Origin of the sequence: Gemmatimonas sp. (assembly GCF_041689975.1) — a bacterium.
In the GTDB taxonomy this organism is placed as follows: domain Bacteria; phylum Gemmatimonadota; class Gemmatimonadetes; order Gemmatimonadales; family Gemmatimonadaceae; genus Gemmatimonas.
In genome coordinates, this window is sequence record NZ_JBDNFF010000141.1 from 1 (window position 1) to 21,901 (window position 21,901).

Sequence of the window (21,901 nt, forward strand, 5' to 3'; positions counted from 1 at the left end):
GCCACGATCATGGCCGCGGCGAATGCATAGGCGAAGCGTATGCCGTGCAAACGTGACAGGATGCCGATGGTGGCCACGTTGGTGGCTGGTCCGGTGATCAGCAGCGCGAGCCCGGCGCCGGGCGACACGCCTGCCGCGACCAGTACCGCCACCAGTGGCGTGGACGCCGATGCGCACACGTACAGCGGCAAGCCGATGGCGGCGAAGAGCAGCACGTCGACACCGTTGGGAAGTCTCGTCATCCAGGAGCCCTGCATCAGTGGTCCCAGCAACGCGGCGATGAGCAGTCCCACCAGAATCCACGGCGCCGTGTGGTCGACCATATCGGCGAACCCCGTGCGCATCGCCGTCTGCACGCGGCCTCGAAAGGTGGACGTGACTGGAAGCTCCGCTACGGGCAGCGAGCGCGGTCTGGTGCGAGCGACCGACAGGCGCGCCATACCGAGAGCGACGATCAGGGCCACGGCCGCGGCGGCGGCGACACGCACGATCGTGAACGGCGCGCCGAGCAGCGGCACCGACAGCAGTACGGCATCGATCCCGAGCTCGGGCGTGGCAATGAGAAACGCCACTGCGGCGGCCGTGGATACCCCTTGCTTCACCAGCCCTTCGTACAACGGAACGACGCCGCACGAGCAGATCGGCAGTGGCAACCCCAGCGCCATCCCCGAAATTCCCTGACGGAGCGCGGACCCGCGATTCAGCCAGGCGAGTTTTCCCGGCGCCACGAACGCGTGCACCATGCCCGCCATCAGGTACGCCACCAGCAACGCCGGTGCGCTTTCGAGCGCCAATCCTTCGAAGCTTGCCCACACGGTGCGCAGGGACGTGTCACTTTGACCGCTCCGGCTTCTGTGCAGCACGACCAGAAGCGCGATACCAAGCAGTGCGCCGATGCCGTTGGGCATGCGCGTTGCTGCGTCGAGGCGGATCTCATCGTGTCCCGCATCAATGGGATCCGGCGCCCCGTGGCCGTGCGCATGGCCGTGCGCATGGCCGTGCGCATGGCCGTGCGCATGGCCGTGCGCATGGTCATGCGCCCCATCATGCGCGTGCGAATGGGCGGGATGCGCGATCACATGCAACAGCGAGCCGCCGACCACGGCTTCGAACCACACACCCGCGCGGTCAGGAAGCACGGCAAATATCGTCGGCTCCGCGAAGTATCCCACAACGGTAGTGAGTGCCATCAGCGAGAGCACGAACCAAGGCACCGCGCGTGGTCGGTCGCTGAGTACCCACCACACCATGAGACTTACCGGGAGCTGATGCAATACCACGCCGTAGCCGATCAGGCTCGTCGGGTTGGCGCTCGCTTGAGCGAGGGCACTGCCGTCGAGCGCCGAATGGATGGCCACCCCAACCAGCGCCAGCAGCAAGACCGCCGTGTGCGTTTGCTGCACGCCGAACCGGAACAGCCGTTCCGCCAAGGTCGGCAACGTAAATCCGGCAAGCATGAACAGGGCAGCCCACAGGTCGCGATGCTCGAGCGCATGCGGTATCACGTCCAACAGGACGAGCCCACCGATGGTGACCAGCACAAAACCGTCGATGAAGGCCAGCAGCTGGGGGCGGGCCTTGGCGGCGCGAGCGACCAGCGGACCCGTGCCCAACCCGGCCATGCTGGCGAACAGCAAGGCGTGGTTCATCCTGAGTGCGACATTTTGAATGATAGCTTTATTGCGAAGCCGCTATCAAGTGATAAGCTAAGATGGCGCGACAATTCCGCGATCGGCCCTGCCCCTGCCCCAGACCCAGCCACCCACCATGACACCGAGCAGCGCCGCCACCACCGTGTCGCTCAGAAAGTGCCCCAGAGAGAGCACCCGGGTGGCGGCGCATCCTACCGCCAGCGTGTACCACAGCCATCGCGCTCGAGGATACAACTGCGCCAGCACCGCCGCCCCCGCGAACGCGACCAGCGTATGACTGCTCGGCATTCCCATCCCGCGATTGGACCATGGCCCGTCGGCGAACGGACGGAACACATACTCGAACACGTCGGGGTTCGGTCGCAGCCGGCGAATCGAGAGTTTCAGAAGCTCCGCGATGCCACCACCGAGCGCCGGTCCCAGGAGCAGTGCCCACGAGTGGGCCGTGCGACGCGGGTCGTCACGTTGCTGCAACCAGTATCCGAGGGCGATCACGCCCCACGTGGGGAGATACCCCATCGATCGCAGCAGACGTCCCCAGTCCTTGTCGTTCACCGTCAGCAATCGCGCGAAACGCCACGCCGTGGCATCGAGCGCATGGGCGATCGCGATGGCGACCAAGGCGACGATCAGGAGCCGAATCCAACGGGATCGCACAGAAGTGGCGGACGTCATGAACGCGAAATCAACGCCACGCCAGCCCTGCACGCCACTCGGTCCCCAGGCATATTTGAGTGATGGAACGCAACACGAAACAGCGCGATGCAATACGGCAGGTCTTCGAGGTGACGCCCCGTCCGTTGGGGCCCACCGAGGTGCTGGAGGCCGGTCGGGAGCAGATGGCGACGCTCGGCATCGCCACCGTATACCGCACGATCAATGCGCTCGTGGACAGCGGATGGCTGGTGCCGGTGGAATTGCCCGGAGAATCCCCGCGCTACGAGCGTTCGGGCATCGGGCATCACCATCACTTCCGCTGCCGCAGCTGTGCCCGCGTGTTCGAAATCCATGGCTGCCCCGGCGATCTGCGCGAGCTCACTCCGGAAGGATTCCGCCTGGAATCGCATGACGTGACGCTGTACGGGCAGTGTGCGCAATGCGCCATCGCGTGAGGCGCTGCTGCGCACTCTTGGTAGGTGCCGTATCGCTGGCCGCGTGCGACCTAGGCGGTGGCTTCAAGGGCATGGCAGTCGATCCGCCGCGCGCGATGCCCGTGTTTGCGTTCACGCGGGCCGATGGCTCGACCTTCAGGACGTCACCGGAACCCGGTCGGCTGATAGTGCTGTTTTTCGGCTACACGCATTGCCCCGATGTCTGCCCGACCACCCTTGCCGACTGGAAGCGGGTGCGCGCCAAACTCGGCGACGAGGCGAAGGCGGTGCGTTTCGTTTTCGTGACAGTCGATCCCGATCGTGACACGCCGGCGGTCGCCGAGCGGTATGCACGGATGTACGACGCCTCGTTCGAGGGGGTCTCCGGCGATGCCATCACGACATCCCGCATGATGGACGCGTTCGGCGTCGCCGCCGCCCGCGAGCCCGGCACGAACGCCACGGGGTATCTGGTCAGCCATTCGTCACAGGTCTTTCTCGTGGATTCGCACGGCAGGCTGGTGGCGCTGTACCCGTTCGGGACGGGGTGGGACGCGTTGGCGGCCGACCTCGAGCAATTGCTATGACTTCGCATGCTGCTCCGGCCTTGCGCCACGTTATCGTGACCGCCACCAGCATTGCGACGAACCTGCTGGCGGCCTGTACGCTTCGTTCCGATCCGCCGGTCCCGCGCGTCGATGTCCAGCACAACTGGGCGCGGATCGCCGATTCCGGCGCCACGAGTGGCGCCTACATGGACATCGACAACAACGACACCGTGCCGATCACGCTGGTCGGCGTCACAACGTCTGACGCCGGTGCCGCCGAGGTGCATGAGACGATGCAGCAGGACGGTATGGCGCACATGATGCCGCGCACCGAACTCCGCATTCCGGCCGGCGATGTCGTGAAGATGGTGCCGGGTGGGCTGCATGTGATGCTGATCGACCTGCGGCGTGCCCTGGCCGTGGGAGACAGCGTGCGGCTGCGCCTGCAGTTCAGCGACAGCACGAGCGTTGCCGTGACGGTACCGGTGAAGACGCCATGACGGCTCCACGCGTGGCGGTCCTCTTCGCGGTGGTCGCCCTGAGCGCTGCGCTTGCCTGGCTCAGCTGGCCGCGTCCCGACACGCTTATCCGCGTAACGCGCGGCGGTGTGGCGATGGTCACCGATGCTTACGGCCAGACGGCGCCACTCGGCGACACGGTGTACGTACGCGGCGGCGGTGCGCGGCGTACGATTCGCGTGGTCAACGACGACACGGTCAACCACCAGTTGGCGATGTTCAGCATCCCTGCGGGTGAGCAGACAGAATACACCGTACCACCCGGTACCTTTGGTGGCGCCTGCTCGGCCCATCCCATCAGCAAGCACCTCACGTTCATTATCCGGTGAGCAGCCTCATGATCGATCACACGGCGTCGTCGGACGCCGCCGAAACGCGAGGCATGGATGCGGCGCTCGACGAGGAGTTGCAGGCGCTGCAGAGCGCCGGCCTGCGTCGCACGCTGCGGCAGGTACATCAGCGACGCGCCGGCACCGTACTGCTCAACGGTGAGCGCGTCGCCGACTTTGCGTCGAACGATTATCTCGGGCTCGCGGCCGATCCGCGAATGTCCCGCGCGGCGAGCGCGGTGTTGCAGGCCGAAGGGGTGGGCGCTGGCGCCGCGCGACTGATCTCGGGGAATCACCCGATCCACGAGGCGCTCGAGCGTGCACTCGCGCGCTTTAAGGGATGCGAGCGCGCGCTCCTGTTCCCGTCGGGCTATATGGCGAATGTCGGTGCCATTCCCGCCCTCGTCGGTCCCGGTGACGTGATCTATTCCGACGCGCTCAGTCACGCGTCGCTGATCGATGGCTGCCGGCTCTCGAAAGCGACGATTCGCGTGTTCCCGCACGCCGATATCGACACACTGGCTGCGATGCTCGAGGCCGACCGGCATGAATTCCGTCGGGCGCTGATTGTGGTGGAAGGGGTGTTCTCCATGGACGGCGATCTCTTTCCGCTCGATCAGCTCGTGCCGCTGGCGCGTCGTTTCGACGCGTGGACGTATGTGGACGACGCACATGGCACGGGTGTGCTGGGTGCGTCGGGCGCGGGGTCGGTCGAGCACTTCGGGATGACTGGACAGATCGACGTGATCGTGGGAACGTTGGGCAAGGCGATGGGCACATCGGGCGCCTACGTGGCGGGCTCGCAGGTGCTGGTGGACTACCTCACGAATCGCGCGCGGTCGTTCATTTTCACCACCGGTGCGCCGGCCGCCATTGCTGCGGCCACCCTCGAGTCGCTGCGGATCGTGCAGCTGGAATCGTGGCGTCGTGCGGCGGTGCGCGAGCGCGCCACGCGATTGCGCACACGGCTGCGCACCGCCGGATGCGAAGCGCCGGGCATGAGCGATGGGCACATCATTCCGATCGTGGTCGGTGATCCGATGCGCACCATGTGGCTGGTGGCCGCTATGCGTCATCGGGGATTTCTGGTTGGTGGTGTGAGACCGCCCACGGTGCCGGCGGGCACGTCGCGTTTGCGCATTTCGGTATCGGCCGTGCATCCCATGGAACTCGTGGACAACCTCGCCGCCAACCTCATTGACGCCATGCGCGGGATGCCCGGATGAGTAATCAGCACGATGACGACGATTTCGACACTCCATTACAAACGGCCGCCGAGCTCGTGCTGCTGCATGACGCGGCGCATGTGTGGCACCCGTATACGCAGCATCATCAGGCACCGTTGCCGGTCGCCATCGTGCGGGCCAAGGGTGCCTGGCTCTATGATGCGAACGAGCGGCCCATCCTCGATGCGATTTCGTCGTGGTGGGTCACCACGCACGGTCATTGCCATGACGACATCGTCGATGCCATCACCGACCAGGCGAAGCGTCTCGATCAGGTCATCTTCGCGGGATTCACGCACGAGCCGGCGGCCGCGCTGGCGGCGCAGCTCGTGCAGCGATTGCCGCGGGGATTGTCGAAGATCTTCTTCTCCGACGACGGATCCACCGCCGTCGAAGTGGCGATCAAGCTTTCGCTGCAGTCGTTCGCGAATCGTGGTGTGCCACGGCGCCTGATCGCAGCGCTCGACAACGCGTATCACGGCGACACCTTCGGCGCGATGGCGGCGAGCGGTCGTGGTGTGTTCACGCACATGTACGAGCCGCTGCTGTTCGAAGTGGCGCGGCTTCCCGATCCGTCGGTGGGCGATACGATCGCGGCGCTCGACGCGCTGATCGCCGCGCGTGGAACGGAGCTGGCGGCGGTGATCGTGGAGCCGCTGGTGCTGGGCGCGAGTGGCATGCGCGTGTGGGATGAACATGTGTTGCAGGACATCCGCGAGCGCACGGCAGCGGCGGGTGTGCATCTCATCGCCGATGAAGTGCTCACGGGCTTCGGGCGAACGGGCCCGCTGTTCGCGTGCGAGCGTGCCGACGTGCGTCCCGACCTGCTGTGCATGTCGAAGGGACTCACCGGCGGTGTGCTGCCGCTCGGTGCGACCGCAGCCACCGAAGACATCTTCGACGCCTTCCGCAGCGAAGACCGCGCGAAGACGTTCTTCCATGGTCACTCGTATACGGCGAACCCGATCGCATGTGCCGCTGCACTGGCATCGCTCGAGCTGTTCGACGAAGACTGCGAGGATGATCGGGTGCGCATTGAAGTGGCGCATGCGCGGCATCTCGACGCGCTGCGCAACGTGAAGGGTGTTCGCGCCGTGAGACAAATCGGTACGATTGCCGCGGTGGAACTGGACGCGCCGGCTGGCTATCTCAGCGACATCGGTCGAGAGCTTGCCGCCTACTCGCTACAGGAGGGCGTGTTGCTGCGTCCGCTCGGTAACGTGGCGTACTGTCTGCCGCCCTATTGCATCACCGACAACGAGCTCGATCTCGTGTATGCCGTCATACATCGCTTCCTGAGTGGTGCGCGCGCGGAAACGATCGGCACCGGAGGACCGGTCGATGACTGAGCCCGTCCGCTTCGGGGTGACGGGCACCGACACCGGAATCGGAAAAACCGTCGTGACATGTGCGCTGGCCGCGCGAGCGCGCGCGCTGGGCCGGCGCGTGGCGGCGATGAAGCCGATTGAAAGCGGTATCGTGGAACGCCCGGTGTCCGGCAGCGGGCTCGCCTCCGATGCCGATCGACTGCGAGCGGCGTGCGGTTCGACGTTGCCGATGTCGGTGCTCCGACCCTATGTGCTCGAGGAGCCGTTGGCGCCGATGATTGCCGCGGCGCGTGCCAACATCACGATCGACTTCGGCGTGCTCGACATGGCGCTGGCGCAGGTGGAGCACGACGCGGACGTGGTGTTGGTGGAGGGTGCCGGCGGCCTGCTGGTGCCAATTACGGCCACCGTCTCGTATCTCGACTTGTTCGCGCGCTGGCGGTTGCCGCTGTTGCTGGTGGCGGGCAATAAGTTGGGTGTGTTGAACCATGTCCTCCTCACCGTGCGCGCAGCGGAAGCCGCCGGCGTGCCGGTGCGAGCCATTGTGCTCACGGCGCTCTCCGAGTGTGACGCCACGGTGGCCGAAGCCACGAATTACGATGCGCTCGTTTCACTGCTGCCGCACTTCACCATTCTGCGCCTCCCGTGGATCGATCGTCTCGATGATCTCGATGCACTCGCGGCTGCTGCCGACGTCGGCGGTCTTGACATACTGCTTGCCCCTCTTTCTCCATGACCTCCATGTCGTCCGGATTCTCTGACTGGCAACTCCTCGCCGACCGCGCCCTGGCCGGTGAGGTGATCACGCGTGAACAGGCCCATGCTGTGCTGTCCGCTCCTGATGATCAGCTGCTCGATCAGCTGGCGGCGGCGTACCGCGTGCGCCGCGCGACGTGGGGCAATCGGGTGCGGTTACACTTCCTCCTCAACGCCCAGAGCGGCCTCTGTCCGGAAGATTGCGGGTATTGCTCGCAGTCGAAAATCTCGACCGCCGAAATCGAGAAGTACCCGATGATGGCGCAAGAGAAAATCATGGAAGCGGCCGATCGCGCGGCGCAGTTGAAAGCCGGCACGTTCTGCATGGTGATCTCGGGTCGTGCGCCTGGAGAAACGGTGTTCAACAAGGTGCTCGACGCCGTGCGCGCCGTGCGTGCGAAGCATGACCTCAAGGTGTGCGCCTGCCTCGGATTGCTGAACGAGGAACAGGTGCTGCGCCTGAAAGAGGCCGGTGTGGAGACGGTGAATCACAACCTCAACACGTCGGCCAACTTCACGCCGGAAGTGGTGGGCACGCACACGTTCGACGATCGCGTGAACACCGTGCAAGCCGTGAAGGCCGCCGGCATGAAAACGTGCAGCGGCGGCATTCTGGGGATGGGCGAGAGCGACGACGACGTGATCGATCTGGCATTGTCGTTGCGCGAACTCGACGTGAAGAGTGTGCCGGTGAACTTCCTGATCCCGGTACCGGGCACCTCGTTCGCCGGCATTCGCGAGCTCGATCCGCGTCGCTGCCTGCGCATTCTGTCGCTGTACCGATTCCTGCTGCCCACGCAGGAGATCCGCGTGTCCGGGGGCCGAGAAGTGCACCTGCGCAGCATGCAGGTGATGGGCCTGTATCCCGCCAACTCCATCTTCGTGGGTGACTATCTCACCACGCAGGGGCAGACGGCGCGCGACGACCTGCGCATGATCGAAGACGCCGGCTTCGTGCTGGAGACGCCCGATGGCGAGCCGCTGGTGGGCGATCCGTTTGCCGGTGTACCCGACTCGTATCCCCGTGCCGCGCTGCCGATGGTGGAGATCTGACCTCATGACTATCGCCGACATCCGTACCGAGTACCGCCGCCAATCGCTCGCCGAGCAGGACGTGGCAGCCGATCCCATTGCGCAGTTTACGAAATGGTTTGAAGAAGCCGTGAACGCGGCGGTCATCGAACCGAACGCGATGTGTCTCGCCACGGCGACGCCGGACGCTTATCCGTCGGCGCGGATGGTCCTACTGAAGGGGTTCGATGCGCGGGGCTTCGTGTTCTATACCGATTACCGCAGTCGGAAGGGGCAGGAGTTGGCCGACAACCCGCATGCGTCGCTCTGTTTTTTTTGGGGGGAGCTCGAACGTCAAGTTCGTATCAACGGCGCGGTGCAGCGGATCAGTCGCGCCGAGTCGGATGCGTACTTTCAGTCACGCCCGCTGTCGAGCCGCGTTGGTGCGTGGACGTCGCATCAGAGCATGGTGCTCACCGATCGCTCGGTGCTCGAGCAGCAGCTCGCCGCGAACGAAGAACGCTTCGCGAGCGGAGACGTGCCGCTTCCCGAGCACTGGGGCGGCTTCCGCATCATTCCTGAGGAAATCGAGTTCTGGCAGGGTCGAGAAAGCCGCTTGCACGATCGCATCCAGTTCCGTCGTGAAGCGGGTGTGTGGGTGAAGCGGCGCCTGTCACCGTAGCGGTCTCGCGCGACGCATGCGTTTTCGGTTTCGCACCGCGCTGGGTTTCCCCGCCGCCATTGCGACTGCGATACCGGTGCACCACGCCGCAGCGCAACGCGTCTCAGCGCAACGCGCGACGCCGATTGCCGCGATCTCGTGCGGATCGGCTGCGCGTTCGACTGCGTTACCCTCCCTGCGCTGGCAGGGTGAAGCCGCACTCAGGTGGACCACGTGGTCAACCGTGCTTGGCGCACGCAAAGTGGCGGTACGTATCGTCGCGGTCGATGTCGATCCGGCACGACTCGCGCTGAGTCTCGAGCTCGCACGCGACGGGGGCGAGTTGCTGCCGTGGTCGCTGGACGTGGCGCCGTCGGACGCGCTGCTGGCCATGAACGCCGGCCAGTTCACCGATGAGGGTCCGTGGGGTTGGGTCGTTCATCGCTCACGAGAGTGGCAGGCGCCCGGCAGCGGTCCGCTCTCCGGTGCGTTCGTCGTGGACAGCATGGGTCACATCCGCATCGCGGCGGCGGACGCGATCGACAGCGTGCGACGCGCCGGTGGCGTCCGTGAAGCCCTGCAGTCGTTCCCGCTGCTGCTCGAGCGGGGCCGAGCGCCGCGTGTGCTCTGCGACCCCACGGCGGCGCTCGATCACGATCATCGTGATATCCGACTGGCTCTTGGTGTTCGAGCCGATGGTCATGTGCTGATTGCGCTTTCACGCTACGACGGTGTGGGCCGGCTCGCCGAACGTCTTCCCATTGGCCCTACTACCATGGAAATGGCGGAGGTCATGCGTCGACTGGGCGCGGTCGATGCGCTGATGCTGGACGGCGGACTCTCGGCCCAGCTGCTGCTGCGCCAAGGGACGGTGACGCACCGCTGGGATGGCCTCCGGCGCGTTCCGCTGGCGCTGGTGGGGCGGCGTATTCCGTAGCGGTACTTTCGCAAATCTGGCGTCCTGCGACGGCCAGGTGTCACGAGTTTCATAGTAGAATCCCGTATCCTGCCACTCGCGAAAACGCTACATGAAAGAAGTGGCGACGAGAGCTGTGCTTATCGGTGCGATCCGTCCGCTCGGTGTGATCCGTGTTCTGGCGGTGGCTGCCTCGGCTGCACTGCTGAACGGATCACACAGAGAAAAAGAGCAAAAGAGAAAAGGAGAACAGGGACCTCTGTGTTCTCCTTTTCTCTTTTTCTCTGTGTGATCCGTTCAACGGCGCCCGCGCGCACTTTCCGCGTTTCAGGATGGAAATCGCAGCAAGGAACGAGATGTCCTTCAGAGAGGGATCGGTCAATTCGGGATGTCGCGCGTAAAACTGTGGCAGATTCGGCCGTACGCCGAGCTTGCGCGGAACGGGTACACCGATTGATTAGAAGGGTGGGGCCGAATTCTCATTGCACACCAGGAGTCCATCATGCGTGCATTTCCCGCTGGTCAATGTCTCACGATGTCGCGTGTGGTGTGGGTTGCGGCGATCGCGGTGCTGCTCGCCGTACCCGTCTCGAATGCGCAGGCGCAGTTCGGCAAGCTGAAGAAGATGGGCGCCGACGCGATCAAGGACAAAGCGAAGGAGAAGGTCGCGGGTAAGGAGGCAGCGGAGGCCACTGCCACCACGTCCGGCACGGCAACGGGAGGCAGCAAGACGGTCGCTGCCGACTCGAAGCCGGTGAACATGACGCTGAACGCGTCGCAACTCGACCTCATGCTGGCGGCGCTGACGCCGATGGCAGCCGACGCCGAGCAGGCTACGCAAGTACGAAAGCTGGCGGCAGCGCACACCCAGAAGAACAAAGCGGCCGAGAAGTGCTTGAATGACGCGGTGGCCGGCGCAAGTACCGGCCGCAGAGTGGGAAGAAGCCCCTCGGCCGTGGAGGAGGCGCGGTCGGGACAGCTGGAGAAAGACATCGAGCGATTGAGCGAGGTCTTCGCCGCGTCCTTAGGCAACGGGAATCGCCGGGCTACCGCTTTCTCTCAGGACAGCATGACCACGAAGCAAATGCAGAATACTGTCCTGCAAATGGGACTCTCGTGTACGTTCGAGTTCACGCCGGCGGCGGTGATGGAAACGCAGGTAGCCACGTGGGGGATGTCTGGTGACCTGCCCGACGCGCCGTCGTCCGTTCCGGAACAAGCGCGCAAGGCGTTCTCGAAGTACGATTTCGCATTGTTGCGTGAGCGTATCGCGTTGTTCGCATTGAGCAGCGCCGACCCGACCGTCAAGGTGGGCAAGCAAGGCGTGTTCACCGACGAAGAAAAGGCGGCGCTGACGGCGAGAATGCCGCAGATCCAGAAGTTGCAGCCATTCTTCAAGAACGGCACGCTCAGCTGGAAGGGAACGAGCGACCTCACAACGTGGTGAACTCGCCGTCGCGGGAACAATCAGCCTGATTTGCGGGTTCCGCGTGCATGTCACAGACATCGCACGCGGTTCTCATTTTCGGGGCAACCGGTGGCGTCGGCGGCGCCCTTGCCCGTCGTCTCGCCTCCTCCGGCACGCCACTGTTCCTCACGGCACGTCGTGAGGAGCCACTGGCCGCTTTAGCCGCTGAGCTGGGCGCCGATTACGCCACCAGCGACGCAACGGACTGGAGCGAGATCGATCGCGTGGCCGACCTCGCGCGTGCGCGCTTCGGCACGATCGGCGGCATGGCGAACTGCGTGGGTTCGCTGCTCCTCAAGCCGGCACATCTCACGAAGTTCGAAGAGTTTCAGCTCACGATCGCGCAGAATCTCACGAGCGCGTTCGGGGTGGTACGCGCCGCCGCGCGCGTGATGCCCGAGGGTGGTGCCGTTGTGTTGTGCAGCACCGCCGCGTCGCGCATCGGGCTTTCGAATCACGAAGCCATCGCCGCGGCCAAAGGCGGCGTGAACGGACTCGTGCTTTCGGCCGCCGCTACGTACGCGTCTCGCGGCCTCCGGGTGAACGCCGTTGCTCCCGGATTGGTGGATACGCCACTCACGGCGCGCATCACCGGCTCCGCCCCGGCCGTACAGGCATCGCAGGCCATGCACGCCCTCGGACGCATTGGTCAGCCCGATGACGTGGCCAGCCTCATGGCCTGGCTGCTCGGCCCCGACGCCACGTGGGTGACCGGCCAGTTGTACGGCGTGGATGGCGGGCTGGGCACGGTGCGCTCGAAGTAGCACCGCGAACCGGCGCCCCCCACTTACCGGGTAGCGCCCTTGGCCGGCACTTCGCCCACGAGGAACGGCGTCATCGTGGGCGCTATGGCACCGGCCGACGATTCCTCGGTGACGGCGAGCAGCGTGATACCGCTGGTGGTCGTGGGCAGCTCCACTGAAGCCACAATGGCCCGCCCGTCGTCGTCCGGCGTGAACAGCTTGAGCGGCACCGGCTTCCCGTCGCGAATCATCCACAGCATGTACGCACGATCGCTGGCCACGGGCGCGAGGCCGTAGGCATTCACCACCGCCTTGCCCTCACGGACGTTCCAGAACACCTGCCTGCCCGGACCTGTCGGCTGAGCCGGATTGAGATTCACCAGCACCACGTTGCCGCGTCCTGCCAGCAACGTTTGCAGGGTTTTCTCACGCTCGGCCAGCTTGGCTTCTGTGCGAGCAATCCGCGCGTCGTCCTGCGCGGCGCGTTCTTCGAGTGCCGCTGTCCGGTTCCGGAAATCGACTGCAACCACGAGTGACGCGGCGAGCGCCGCGGCGAGCACGCCGGCTGTCCACCAGGCCGTACGCGCCGTCCGCGTCGCCCTGCGCTCGATCATCACCCTCGGCGTGGGCGGCGTGACCGCGCGCGTGGCGCGACTGGCGGGCGTCTGTCGCACGGTCTCCGCACTCTTCAGCGTCACGGCCGCCGCGACCGCTGCCGTTGCGCGCTTTTCCGCGGCAATGCGCTCCATCATGCGTGCCTTGAGATCCGGCGGCGGTGCGCCGGGCTGCGCTGTCGCCATCAGCTCCGAGGCCGTGCGATGCGTGGCCAGATCGCGCACGAGCGTCGCCGCGTACACCGGATGCACGAGCCCGCGTTCGAACGCGGCACGTTCATCGGCATCGAGCAGGCCGAGCACGTACGACGGCGCGAGGTCGCGCAGTTCTTCGAGAGTGAGCGGCGTCATGGAGTTCATGATACGCTCTCCGGTGCCAAGCTGGACAGTGCGTCACGCAGCTTCTGCATTCCGAGTCGAATTGGCGTCTTGACTGTCCCCAATGGTTCACTGAGGCGGTCCGCCACTTCATGGTGCGTCAGTCCCTCGAAGAAGGCGAGTTCGATGGCCTGGCGCTGCGGCACGGGCAGTTGATCGAGCGCCGACTTCACGGCGACGGCGCGCTCGGTTTGCTGCACCTGCGCGTCGGGCGCGGCAAAGCCGCTGCCCATTGCGGCCTGCTCGTCGAGCGTCGCGGTGGCTGTATCAGTCATCCTGGCCCGACGACCGCGTGCGCGGATCACGTCGAGCGCGCGCGTGCGCGTAATCGTGGTCAACCAGCCGGCCACCGATCCGCGCGACGTGTCGTAACGCACCGCATCGCGCCATGCCTGCGCAAACGCATCGAGCACCTCCTCCTCGGTATCAGCCGACTCACCCGCCATTCGCAAGGCCAGGCCGAACATCACGGCTCCGTGACGGTCATAGAGCGCCGACGCCGCGCGTTCGTCCCCCTGCGCCATGGCGGCGATCAGGTGGATGTCCAGCGGGTCAGAAGATGAATCGAGAAGCACGTATGAAATGTCAGATACACTGGTACTACGCGCCACACGTGCCGCCGGATTGCGCCCCTGACGCTGCCCGGGTTTACGCCTGCGCTAGCTCTGTTCTGCCAGCTCTTCGCGCAGTTTCACGTAGCTGTCGTAGCGTCCCCGGCCTAGCGCGCCGCGACGGATCGCCTCTTTGATCGCGCACTCCGGTTCGACCGTATGCGTGCAGTCGGCGAAGCGGCAATCGTGAATCAGGGGACGGAACTCCGGGAAGCATTGGGCGATTTCGCGGGCGTCGATGCCCCAGAGTCCGACTTCACGCAATCCCGGCGTATCGGCCACGAAACCGCCGCCCGGCAGCGGATGCAACACCGCACCCACCGTGGTGTGACGACCTTTATTGACGCTGTCGCTGATCTCGGCCGTGCGCAGGTCGAGCCCGGGGAACAACCGGTTCATCAGCGACGACTTTCCGACACCGGAGGGACCGGTCAGCGCGGAGTCTTTGTCGGCGATCTCGTCGCGCAGCTCCTCGAGTCCTTCGCCAGTCACGACGCTGACGAGGTGCAACGGATAGCCCGCTTTCACGAACTCGTCGAAGCGCTCACGAATGGTGCTGGCGTCGACGAGGTCGATCTTGTTGATGATGATGCGCGCGGCGAGTCCGTTCGCCTCGGCAATGACGAGAAAACGATCGAGCATACGCGGATGCGGCTCGGGACGCGCGGCGGCGAAGACCACCAGCACTTGATCGAGATTCGCCACGATGATGCGCTCGCCACGCGCGCCGGCCGGTGCACGGCGGGCCAATTTGCTCCGACGCGGGTGAATGCTGTCGATCGCCCATGAGTCGCTGTCGGCCACGCGCCCGATCGTGACGCGATCGCCGACGGCGAGCTTGAGGGATCCGTGCGCCTCGTGCTTGAGCCGACCACGGAGCGACACGTCAAACAGGACGCCGTCGTCGGTGCGCACCTGCCAGATGCCACCGGTGCCGTGCATGACCACGCCGTCGGTCATGGCGTTCGCCCCCGGATAAGTCCATCGAGGGTGGCCTTCACCGTGCCCAGCGCCATGCCACCAAGTTGATGGCGCACGACGGCTTCGCTTGGACCGGTGATCAGGAACCCCGTCTCAAGATGTCCCTGCACTTCAGGTTCACCCAATCCCCACTTCACGAACATCACGTACGCACCCCAAGGGGCCGTGCGGTCGCCGGTCGTATCGGTGAGGATGTCCGCAGAGTATGAGTGCCCATCCACGCCTTCAAAGGCCGCAGGTCGTTTGTGGACGGCCATATAGCCGCCCAACGTGCGCTCGTCCCCCGCGTCGTGGTCGGCGGGGAGGTGTTGTCCATGATGTTCGGTCAGTGGGATAACGACTCTTTCACGATGTTGCCTGCCATGAACGCAATGTTCGCGGGGCGTTCGGCCAGTCGTCGCATGAGATACGGATACCACTGGCTGCCGAACGGCACATAACAGCGCATGCGATACCCTTCCTTCACAATCTTCTCCTGCAAGTCGCGCCGCACCCCATACAGCATCTGGAATTCGAAGCGATCGGCGGCAATGCCGCGTTCCTTCGCGAAGCGCTTGGCTTCGTTGATGATCACTTCATCGTGCGTGGCGATGCCGGGATAGTTGCCATGTTCCATCAGGCGGTGCATGGCCTCGACGTAATTGCGATCGACATCGGCCTTGTCCGGGAACGCGACGGTGGCGGGCTCGAGATAGGCACCCTTGCAGATGCGCACGCGGCATTTCAGTCGATTCGCCCGTTCGACATCGTCGAGCGTGCGTCGCAAGGAGCTTTGCAGTACCACGCCCACATTCTCGGGAAAATCCGGATAGAGCTTCTGCTCGAAGGTATCGAGCGTGCGGTCGGTGTACGCGCTCGACTCCATGTCGAGGCGCACGAAGCTCTTGTACTGCTTTGCGCGATCGAGCACCTGGCGAACGACTTCCAGACCGAGATCGTCGGAAATATCCTGGCCGAGTGCGGTGAGCTTCACCGACACATTGGCCTGCAATTTCTTCTGCTCGATGCGGTCGAGAATTTCGAGATACTGCCGCCCGGTATCGCGTGCTTCGGCTTCACTCGCCACGGATTCGCCAAGCAAGTCGAGCGACGCAGAGATACCCTTTGCGTTCAGCTGCTCGACGGCGGCGAGCGCGGTCGTGATCGTTTCGCCCGCCACGAATCGCGACGCCATCTTGCGCGCGAAGCCGACGTTCTTGACGAAATCGAATATGCGCTGTTGGCGCGAGAGATACAGCAGGGACGAACGAAGCATTGCGGCGCGGAGACGCGGAGATCGGCGAAAGGGAGTCGCGCGTCCAAGGGAACGGCGCGGAACGACAACACCGAAATATACGCTCAGCGCCCGCCCTGATCGGGCTTCACGCGCAGGAAACCCATGACCCAAGACCCAATACCCACCACTTCAAGCCAATAGCCCATGGCGGTGGGCGGCGGTGGGCTATTATGGGCTGTTGGCTTGGGGTTTTGGGTATTGGGTTTTGGGTTGTGGGCTACCGATGAAAGCGCTCACCGGAGGCGGCCTTGGCGCGGAGCAGGACGGCGGGCTCGTACCGACCGGGGAAACGCTTCTCGAGCTCTTCCAGCTGCTGGACCACCGTGGCGGCGCCGAGGGCATCGATGAATCGAAACGGACCACCGCGGAACGGTGGGAATCCGATCCCGAACACGGCACCGATATCGCCGTCGCGCGATGAACGGATAATACCGTCTTCAAGACAGCGCACGGCCTCGTTCAGCATGGGGAGCACCGTGCGGCGTTGCATTTCTTCGGCCGAGACCGCAATGCGCGACCCGGACACCGGCGTCAGCGCGTATACGCCCTCATCCACACCCTCTCGCTTGCCTTGCTCGTTGTAGCGGTAGAACCCGCGCTTCGCTTTGCGCCCAAGTCGTCCACTCTCGATCACCCGCTGCAGGGTGGCCGACGGCCGCATCCGCTCACCGAAGGCGGCGGCCATGATCGGCCCCGACTTGCCGGCGATATCGAGACCGACTTCGTCGAGCAGCGTGACCGGTCCCACCGGAAACCCGAACGACACCAGCGCTTCGTCGATTGCGTTGATCGACGCGCCTTCATCGAGCAATTTGCCGCTCTCGTTGATGTACGGCGCCAGAATGCGGTTCACGTAGAAGCCTGGTCCGTCACGCACGACGATCACCGTTTTGCCGAGCTGCCGACCGTACGCCACCACGGTTGCCCTGGTCTGTGCGCTCGTCTCGGGCGTCACGATGACTTCGAGCAACGGCATTTTGTGCACGGGCGAGAAGAAGTGCATGCCAACCACCAGATCGGCGTGCACCGCCGCCGCCGCAATATCGCGAATCGGGATCGTACTCGTGTTCGACGCGAATATCGCGCGCGGGGCCACCGCTTGCACTTCGCGCAGTACCGCATGCTTGACCGCGAGATCTTCGAACACGGCTTCGATTACGAGGTCGGCATTCGCAAAGCCGCTGTAATCGATCGTGCCACCCACCAGCGAGAGCGTGTCGTCCATCTGCAGACGGCTGATCTGCCGTCGCTTCACCCGCTCGCGCAACACGTCGCGCACCGCGCGCCAGCCGGCCGCCACGCGGTCGAGCGACGAGTCCTTGAGGCGAACCATGGTGCCCGCCTGCACGGCAACCGTGGCGATGCCCGCCCCCATGAACCCTGCACCAAGCACACCGATCTTGGCCACGCGCACCGGATCGGCCGTCACCCCATCGGGCAGTCCGCTGTCCTTCTTGAGCGCCGTGGTGGCAAAGAAGATCGACACGAGTTCGCGGCATATCGCACTCACCGCGAGATCGCCGAAACGGCGTGCTTCCTCACGCAACCCGGCCTCTTCGCCGTGCAGATAGCCGGCTTGAATCGCGTCGATGGCCGCCAACGGTGCGGGATAGTGTCCACGTGTTTTCTTGAGCACCGTGGCACGCGCTTGACGAAATACGACCTTGCGACCGAGCGCATTGTCCTCCAACAGCACTTCGCTCGCACTGTGTTTCCGCGCTCGCGCCGGCATGGCCTCGCCGCGCGCCAGTGCGCCTACACGCCGTACCGCGACATCGCGCAGAATGGACGGATGCACGAGTTCGTGTACCAGCCCCATCTGCCACGCTTTCTTCGCGCGGATGTTCTTGCCGGTGAGAATCATGTCGAGCGCCACCTGCAGTCCAACCGTGCGCGGCAGTCGCTGCGTACCACCAGCGCCAGGCAGTAAACCCAGTTGCACTTCGGGAAGCGCCAACACCGTCTTGGGATGATCGGTCACGATGCGATAACGACAGGCCAGTGCGATCTCGAGCCCACCACCCAATGCCGCGCCATGAATCGCCGCGACGAACGGCTTCGGCATGGCCGCCAACCGATTCAAGAGAAGCTGTCCTCCTCGCGACAACGCCTCGCCATCCATCGGCGTGGTAACCCGACGCAGCTCGTCGATATCAGCGCCCGCGATCCAGGTGTCGGTTTTACCGCTGATGAGAATCGCGCCCACGATCGAGGCGTCCTGCTCGATGCGCGCGAAGATCTGCTCGAACACGGGCCCCACGCGCGTGTTCAGCGTGTTTACCGGCGAGTGGGGCTGATCGTAGGCGACCGTGGCCACGCCATCATGCACCGACAACGACAGGCCGGTGGCAGCATCTTCCATGAGAATCACGCCGAGCGTTTCCGTGGTCATGCGCGCTCCACGATCATGGCGTGCCCCATACCGCCGGCGGCACACACGGTGAGCATGCCGAACTGTCCGCCGCGACGTGCCAGCTCGTTGCACAGCGTGGTGAGCACGCGCGCTCCGGTGGCACCGAACGGATGACCGATCGACAACGATCCACCCATCACGTTCAACTTCGTGAAATCCACCTCGCCTACTGGCGTCGATAAACCGGCGCGCGCGGCCCAGGTGTTTGACGCGAGCCCCTGAATATTGCTCAGCACCTGCGCGGCGAATGCTTCGTGCATCTCGATCAGATCGATGTCCTCGAGCGCGAGTCCGGCACGCGCCAGCGCAATCGGCACCGCCAGCACCGGCGCTTGCAGCAATTGCTCGGCAGGATCGACCGCGGCGTATGCGTACGAGCGAATGTAGGCGAGCGGCGTGTAGCCGTGTGCCTTGGCCCGCTCTTCCGACATGAGCAACACCGCCGCCCCGCCGTCGGTGAGCGGCGACGCATTGCCCGCCGTCACCGTGCCGTACTGCCGATCGAACACGGGCTTGAGTGCCGCCAGCTGCTCGTACGTGGAATCCCGTCGCACACCGTTGTCGGTGGCGATCATCGCCTCGAACTTCGGTGGCGCCGGGACCGGCACGATCTCGGCCGTCAAACGACCGTCGTCGGTACCCGCTGCCGCGTTCATGTGCGAACGCAGCGCGAAGCGGTCCTGTGATTCACGGGTAATCCCGTTCAGCTTGGCCATCTTGTCGGCCGACTGCCCCATCGACTCACCCGTGCTTGGCTCCGCGATCGCCGGCGTGATCGGGATAAAGTCCTTGGGACGGAGCTGCGCGAAGGTGGCGAGGCGTTGCGTGAGCGACTTGGCCTTCGACGCGGCGACCAGCACGTCAGTCATCCCGCGCGAGTGCAGAATCGGCACCTGCGTGAGCGATTCGGCACCGCCGGCGATAGCCACGTTGGCATGACCGAGCGCGATCTGGTCAGCGGCATCGGTGATGGCTTGATTTGCCGACGCACAAGCACGCGACACGGTGTAGGCCTGCAGCGTTTTGGGGAAGTGCGGCAACAGCGACACTTCCCGTGCGATGTTCGGAGCGATGACGGACTGCACAACGGTGCCGAACACGAGCAGGTCGACGGTGGCGCCGTCGAGTGCGGTGCGCTGCACCAGCTCGGCCACCGCCAGCTTGCCGAGGTCGATCGCGGTGTAGTCCTTGAGGACCGTTCCCGAGCGCGCGAACGGGGTACGTACGCCGGCGACGATGGCCACACGACGGCCAGTTCCAAAGGTGGGCATGTGTCGAAGGTAACGGCCAATCCCCTAGCGCGGCGAGGGTCCCGAGGTCATCTCTGCATGCATGCACGATTCGCAGCACACTTCAGCGCCCTCGAGCAACCCGGCAGCCGTGATAGCCAGGCAGGCCGTGCTGGCCACATTGGCGGCTGAGCCATTCGATATGCTGGTCGTGGGCGGAGGTATCACCGGGGCGGGCGTGGCGAGGGAGGCGGCACTGGCCGGCTTTCGCACCGCCCTGCTGGAGCGCGACGACTTTGCGAGCGGCACCTCGAGCCGATCTTCGCGACTCGTGCACGGTGGGGTCCGCTATCTCGAACACGGCCACATCGGACTCGTGTTCGAGTCGAGCCGCGAAAGGCGACTGCTGCTGAAGCTCGCTCCACACCTCGTGCGCCCGCTAGCTTTTACCTGGCCGGTATATCGCGGCGCTCGTGTGCCGTTGTGGAAGATGCGCGCGGGACTCGCGTTGTACGACGCGCTGTCGTTGTACCGCAACGCGCGGCATCACGCGCTGAATCGCGGCGAAGTGCTGGCCGCCGAACCGGCACTCTCGCCCGATGGCATGGTGGGCGGGGCCCGCTACTGGGACGCCGCCACCGACGATACCCGCCTCACCTTGGCCAGCGCGGTGGCAGCCAGAGACGCCGGTGCATCGGTCGCCAATCACCTCGCCGTCGTGTCCGGCATTCATGGCGGGGATAGCGCACGAAGGCTGACGGGCGTCGTGGTCGAGGATCGACTCACCGGGGCGACGTTTCCCGTTCAGGCTCGGGTGATCATCAACGCCACCGGCCCGTGGAGCGATGCCACGGCCGCCCTCACCGGCTCGCCGCAGGGCGCGCAAGTATTCGGGTCCGCTGGCTCGCACATTGCCGTGCCGCGGAACCGCGTGGGCAACAACGACGCCGTCACGATCGTCTCACCGCTCGACGGCCGCGTAATGTTCATCCTCCCGGCCGGGGTCCACACCATCATCGGCACCACCGAGCGTCCCGCGCTCAGTGGCCCCGACGACATCCGCGCGACGCGTGCGGAAGTGACCTACCTGCTGCAATCGGTGAATCGCTGCTTCCCGTTCGCGCAACTCACGATGGACGATGTCGTATCGGCGTGGTGCGGCATCCGGCCGTTGGCGGCAGTCCGTGCCGGTGAGCACAACGCCAATTCGGCATCGCGCGAGCATGCCATCACGCATCGCGCGGACGGTCTGGTCAGCATCACGGGCGGCAAGCTCACCACGTACCGCGCGATGGCCGCCGATGTGCTGTCCCACGCGCGCCATGAGTTGCCGAAGTCGGGGAATCTGCCCACTCTTGCGCATGCCGCGCTGGCAAGCGAATCGACGCCGTTGCCGGGTGGCGACATTGTGTCACGCGAGGCCACGGTGGCCGAGGCGCGCAACACCGCGCACGACGCGGCGGTGGGCGAGCGGCTCGCGCTGGCCTATGGCAGTCGCTGGCGCAACGTGTGGAGCTACGTGCAACGTGATGCCGCTCTGGGACGCCGCCTCTCCGACGATCTGCCCTACCTACTCGCCGAAGTCGCTCACGCCGTGGAGCGCGAAATGGCCGCGACGTTCTCCGACGTGCTGGTGCGACGCACCCACGTGGCCTTCGAAACGCGCGACAACGGCCGCGCTGCTGCGCGACGTATCGCTCCGCTCATGGCCGCGTTGCTTCACTGGTCGGAACGCGACACGGCACAGCACCTCGACGCCTACGATCGCGATGTCGCGCGGTTGTTCACGATCGACGACGTGTAAGCACTCTACCAGCGGCGGCGTGTCGAGTACGCGCCGCACCGTCTGCAAGAGCGTCGCCGCGGCGAACGGCTTCGCCAGGAACGGCGTCTTCGACGACGTGATGTGTGCCGTGAGCGCTTCGTCGTCGGCGTAGCCGCTCATGAAGAGCACGCGCGCACGCGGATCGCGGGCAACGATGTCGCGCGCGAGGTCAACGCCGGATCTCCCACTCATGACAATATCCGTCAAGATCATCGCGAAGGGCGCGGGTGCGATACGGAGCATGTCCATGGCGGATTCGGCGTCGTGCGCGGTGACGACGACATAGCCGGCCCGCGTGAGCAAGCGACTGGTCGCGAGGGCAACCGC

23 protein-coding genes and 1 pseudogene are annotated in these 21,901 nt (G+C 65.0%); 14 read left to right on the top strand and 10 right to left on the bottom strand.

Features of this window, described 5'->3' with window-relative positions; translation table 11 throughout:
• The coding region (locus ACESNG_RS09430) for a permease (protein ID WP_373068728.1) at positions 1-1,649 on the bottom strand (1,649 nt) is incomplete at its 3' end.
• A gap of 57 nt (positions 1,650-1,706) precedes the next feature.
• Positions 1,707-2,327 carry a phosphatase PAP2 family protein gene (locus tag ACESNG_RS09435; RefSeq protein ID WP_373068730.1) on the bottom strand — a complete coding sequence of 207 codons (621 nt, stop codon included), beginning with the start codon at positions 2,325-2,327 and terminating at the stop codon, positions 1,707-1,709.
• A gap of 62 nt (positions 2,328-2,389) precedes the next feature.
• Between ACESNG_RS09435 and ACESNG_RS09440 the strand changes: the two genes are divergently transcribed.
• The 13 genes from ACESNG_RS09440 to ACESNG_RS09500 all read left to right on the top strand — a co-directional run bounded on the left by ACESNG_RS09440 (position 2,390) and on the right by ACESNG_RS09500 (position 12,268).
• The gene (locus ACESNG_RS09440; protein ID WP_373059543.1) at positions 2,390-2,764 is read left to right on the top strand and encodes a Fur family transcriptional regulator; all 375 of its coding nucleotides are present in this window, start codon (positions 2,390-2,392) and stop codon (positions 2,762-2,764) included.
• A gap of 71 nt (positions 2,765-2,835) precedes the next feature.
• Complete coding sequence (locus tag ACESNG_RS09445) at positions 2,836-3,330, top strand: SCO family protein (RefSeq protein WP_373068732.1); 495 nt, start codon at positions 2,836-2,838, stop codon at positions 3,328-3,330.
• Positions 3,327-3,791, top strand: a complete 465-nt coding sequence (locus tag ACESNG_RS09450) for a copper chaperone PCu(A)C (protein WP_373059547.1) — start codon at positions 3,327-3,329, stop codon at positions 3,789-3,791. Before ACESNG_RS09445 ends, ACESNG_RS09450 begins: the two co-directional genes overlap by 4 nt.
• Complete coding sequence (locus tag ACESNG_RS09455) at positions 3,788-4,138, top strand: hypothetical protein (RefSeq protein ID WP_373059549.1); 351 nt, start codon at positions 3,788-3,790, stop codon at positions 4,136-4,138. Before ACESNG_RS09450 ends, ACESNG_RS09455 begins: the two co-directional genes overlap by 4 nt.
• 8 nt (positions 4,139-4,146) lie before the next feature.
• Positions 4,147-5,364 (top strand): 8-amino-7-oxononanoate synthase, encoded by a 1,218-nt coding sequence (gene bioF, locus ACESNG_RS09460; RefSeq protein WP_373068734.1) that lies wholly within the window; start codon positions 4,147-4,149, stop codon positions 5,362-5,364.
• Positions 5,361-6,713 (top strand): adenosylmethionine--8-amino-7-oxononanoate transaminase, encoded by a 1,353-nt coding sequence (locus ACESNG_RS09465; protein WP_373059553.1) that lies wholly within the window; start codon positions 5,361-5,363, stop codon positions 6,711-6,713. The genes bioF and ACESNG_RS09465 overlap by 4 nt, the downstream gene beginning before the upstream one ends.
• Entirely contained in the window at positions 6,706-7,428 is a 723-nt protein-coding gene (bioD, locus tag ACESNG_RS09470; protein ID WP_373059555.1) for a dethiobiotin synthase, read from the top strand. Before ACESNG_RS09465 ends, bioD begins: the two co-directional genes overlap by 8 nt.
• Positions 7,425-8,501, top strand: coding sequence for a biotin synthase BioB (gene bioB, locus ACESNG_RS09475; protein ID WP_373059557.1), 1,077 nt, complete (start codon positions 7,425-7,427; stop codon positions 8,499-8,501). The genes bioD and bioB overlap by 4 nt, the downstream gene beginning before the upstream one ends.
• 4 nt (positions 8,502-8,505) lie before the next feature.
• On the top strand, positions 8,506-9,141 hold the full coding sequence (gene pdxH, locus ACESNG_RS09480) for a pyridoxamine 5'-phosphate oxidase (protein WP_373059559.1): 636 nt from the start codon (positions 8,506-8,508) through the stop codon (positions 9,139-9,141).
• A gap of 16 nt (positions 9,142-9,157) precedes the next feature.
• The gene (locus ACESNG_RS09485) at positions 9,158-10,057 is read left to right on the top strand and encodes a phosphodiester glycosidase family protein (protein ID WP_373059561.1); all 900 of its coding nucleotides are present in this window, start codon (positions 9,158-9,160) and stop codon (positions 10,055-10,057) included.
• Between the two features lie 91 nt (positions 10,058-10,148).
• The gene (locus ACESNG_RS09490) at positions 10,149-10,328 is read left to right on the top strand and encodes a hypothetical protein (protein ID WP_373068736.1); all 180 of its coding nucleotides are present in this window, start codon (positions 10,149-10,151) and stop codon (positions 10,326-10,328) included.
• Between the two features lie 210 nt (positions 10,329-10,538).
• On the top strand, positions 10,539-11,483 hold the full coding sequence (locus tag ACESNG_RS09495; protein ID WP_373059563.1) for a hypothetical protein: 945 nt from the start codon (positions 10,539-10,541) through the stop codon (positions 11,481-11,483).
• Positions 11,484-11,530: 47 nt separating this feature from the next.
• Positions 11,531-12,268 (top strand): SDR family NAD(P)-dependent oxidoreductase, encoded by a 738-nt coding sequence (locus tag ACESNG_RS09500; RefSeq protein ID WP_373068738.1) that lies wholly within the window; start codon positions 11,531-11,533, stop codon positions 12,266-12,268.
• A gap of 23 nt (positions 12,269-12,291) precedes the next feature.
• On the opposite strand, the gene ACESNG_RS09505 is transcribed toward ACESNG_RS09500, so the two are convergent.
• From ACESNG_RS09505 to fadI, 7 genes are all read right to left on the bottom strand, one after another.
• The gene (locus tag ACESNG_RS09505) at positions 12,292-13,221 is read right to left on the bottom strand and encodes an anti-sigma factor domain-containing protein (protein WP_373068740.1); all 930 of its coding nucleotides are present in this window, start codon (positions 13,219-13,221) and stop codon (positions 12,292-12,294) included.
• Positions 13,218-13,814, bottom strand: a complete 597-nt coding sequence (locus ACESNG_RS09510) for a sigma-70 family RNA polymerase sigma factor (RefSeq protein WP_373060640.1) — start codon at positions 13,812-13,814, stop codon at positions 13,218-13,220. The genes ACESNG_RS09505 and ACESNG_RS09510 overlap by 4 nt, the downstream gene beginning before the upstream one ends.
• 84 nt (positions 13,815-13,898) lie before the next feature.
• Positions 13,899-14,810: a ribosome small subunit-dependent GTPase A gene (gene rsgA, locus ACESNG_RS09515; RefSeq protein WP_373060641.1), complete on the bottom strand. Its 912-nt coding sequence runs from the start codon at positions 14,808-14,810 to the stop codon at positions 13,899-13,901.
• Positions 14,807-15,088: a hypothetical protein gene (locus ACESNG_RS09520; protein ID WP_373068742.1), complete on the bottom strand. Its 282-nt coding sequence runs from the start codon at positions 15,086-15,088 to the stop codon at positions 14,807-14,809. Before ACESNG_RS09520 ends, rsgA begins: the two co-directional genes overlap by 4 nt.
• 68 nt (positions 15,089-15,156) lie before the next feature.
• Positions 15,157-16,086, bottom strand: a complete 930-nt coding sequence (locus ACESNG_RS09525) for a proline dehydrogenase family protein (RefSeq protein WP_373060643.1) — start codon at positions 16,084-16,086, stop codon at positions 15,157-15,159.
• A gap of 238 nt (positions 16,087-16,324) precedes the next feature.
• A complete protein-coding gene (gene fadJ / locus ACESNG_RS09530) occupies positions 16,325-18,499 on the bottom strand; it encodes a fatty acid oxidation complex subunit alpha FadJ (RefSeq protein WP_373068744.1) in 2,175 nt (724 codons plus the stop codon).
• Positions 18,496-19,791: an acetyl-CoA C-acyltransferase FadI gene (fadI, locus tag ACESNG_RS09535; protein ID WP_373068746.1), complete on the bottom strand. Its 1,296-nt coding sequence runs from the start codon at positions 19,789-19,791 to the stop codon at positions 18,496-18,498. Before fadI ends, fadJ begins: the two co-directional genes overlap by 4 nt.
• A gap of 109 nt (positions 19,792-19,900) precedes the next feature.
• Between fadI and ACESNG_RS09540 the strand changes: the two genes are divergently transcribed.
• Positions 19,901-21,553, top strand: a complete 1,653-nt coding sequence (locus ACESNG_RS09540) for an FAD-dependent oxidoreductase (RefSeq protein WP_373060646.1) — start codon at positions 19,901-19,903, stop codon at positions 21,551-21,553.
• Between the two features lie 96 nt (positions 21,554-21,649).
• Here the strand turns inward: ACESNG_RS09540 and ACESNG_RS09545 are convergent.
• Positions 21,650-21,877 (bottom strand): annotated as a pseudogene (locus ACESNG_RS09545) (response regulator); the annotation flags it as partial.
• Positions 21,878-21,901: the final 24 nt, after the last annotated feature.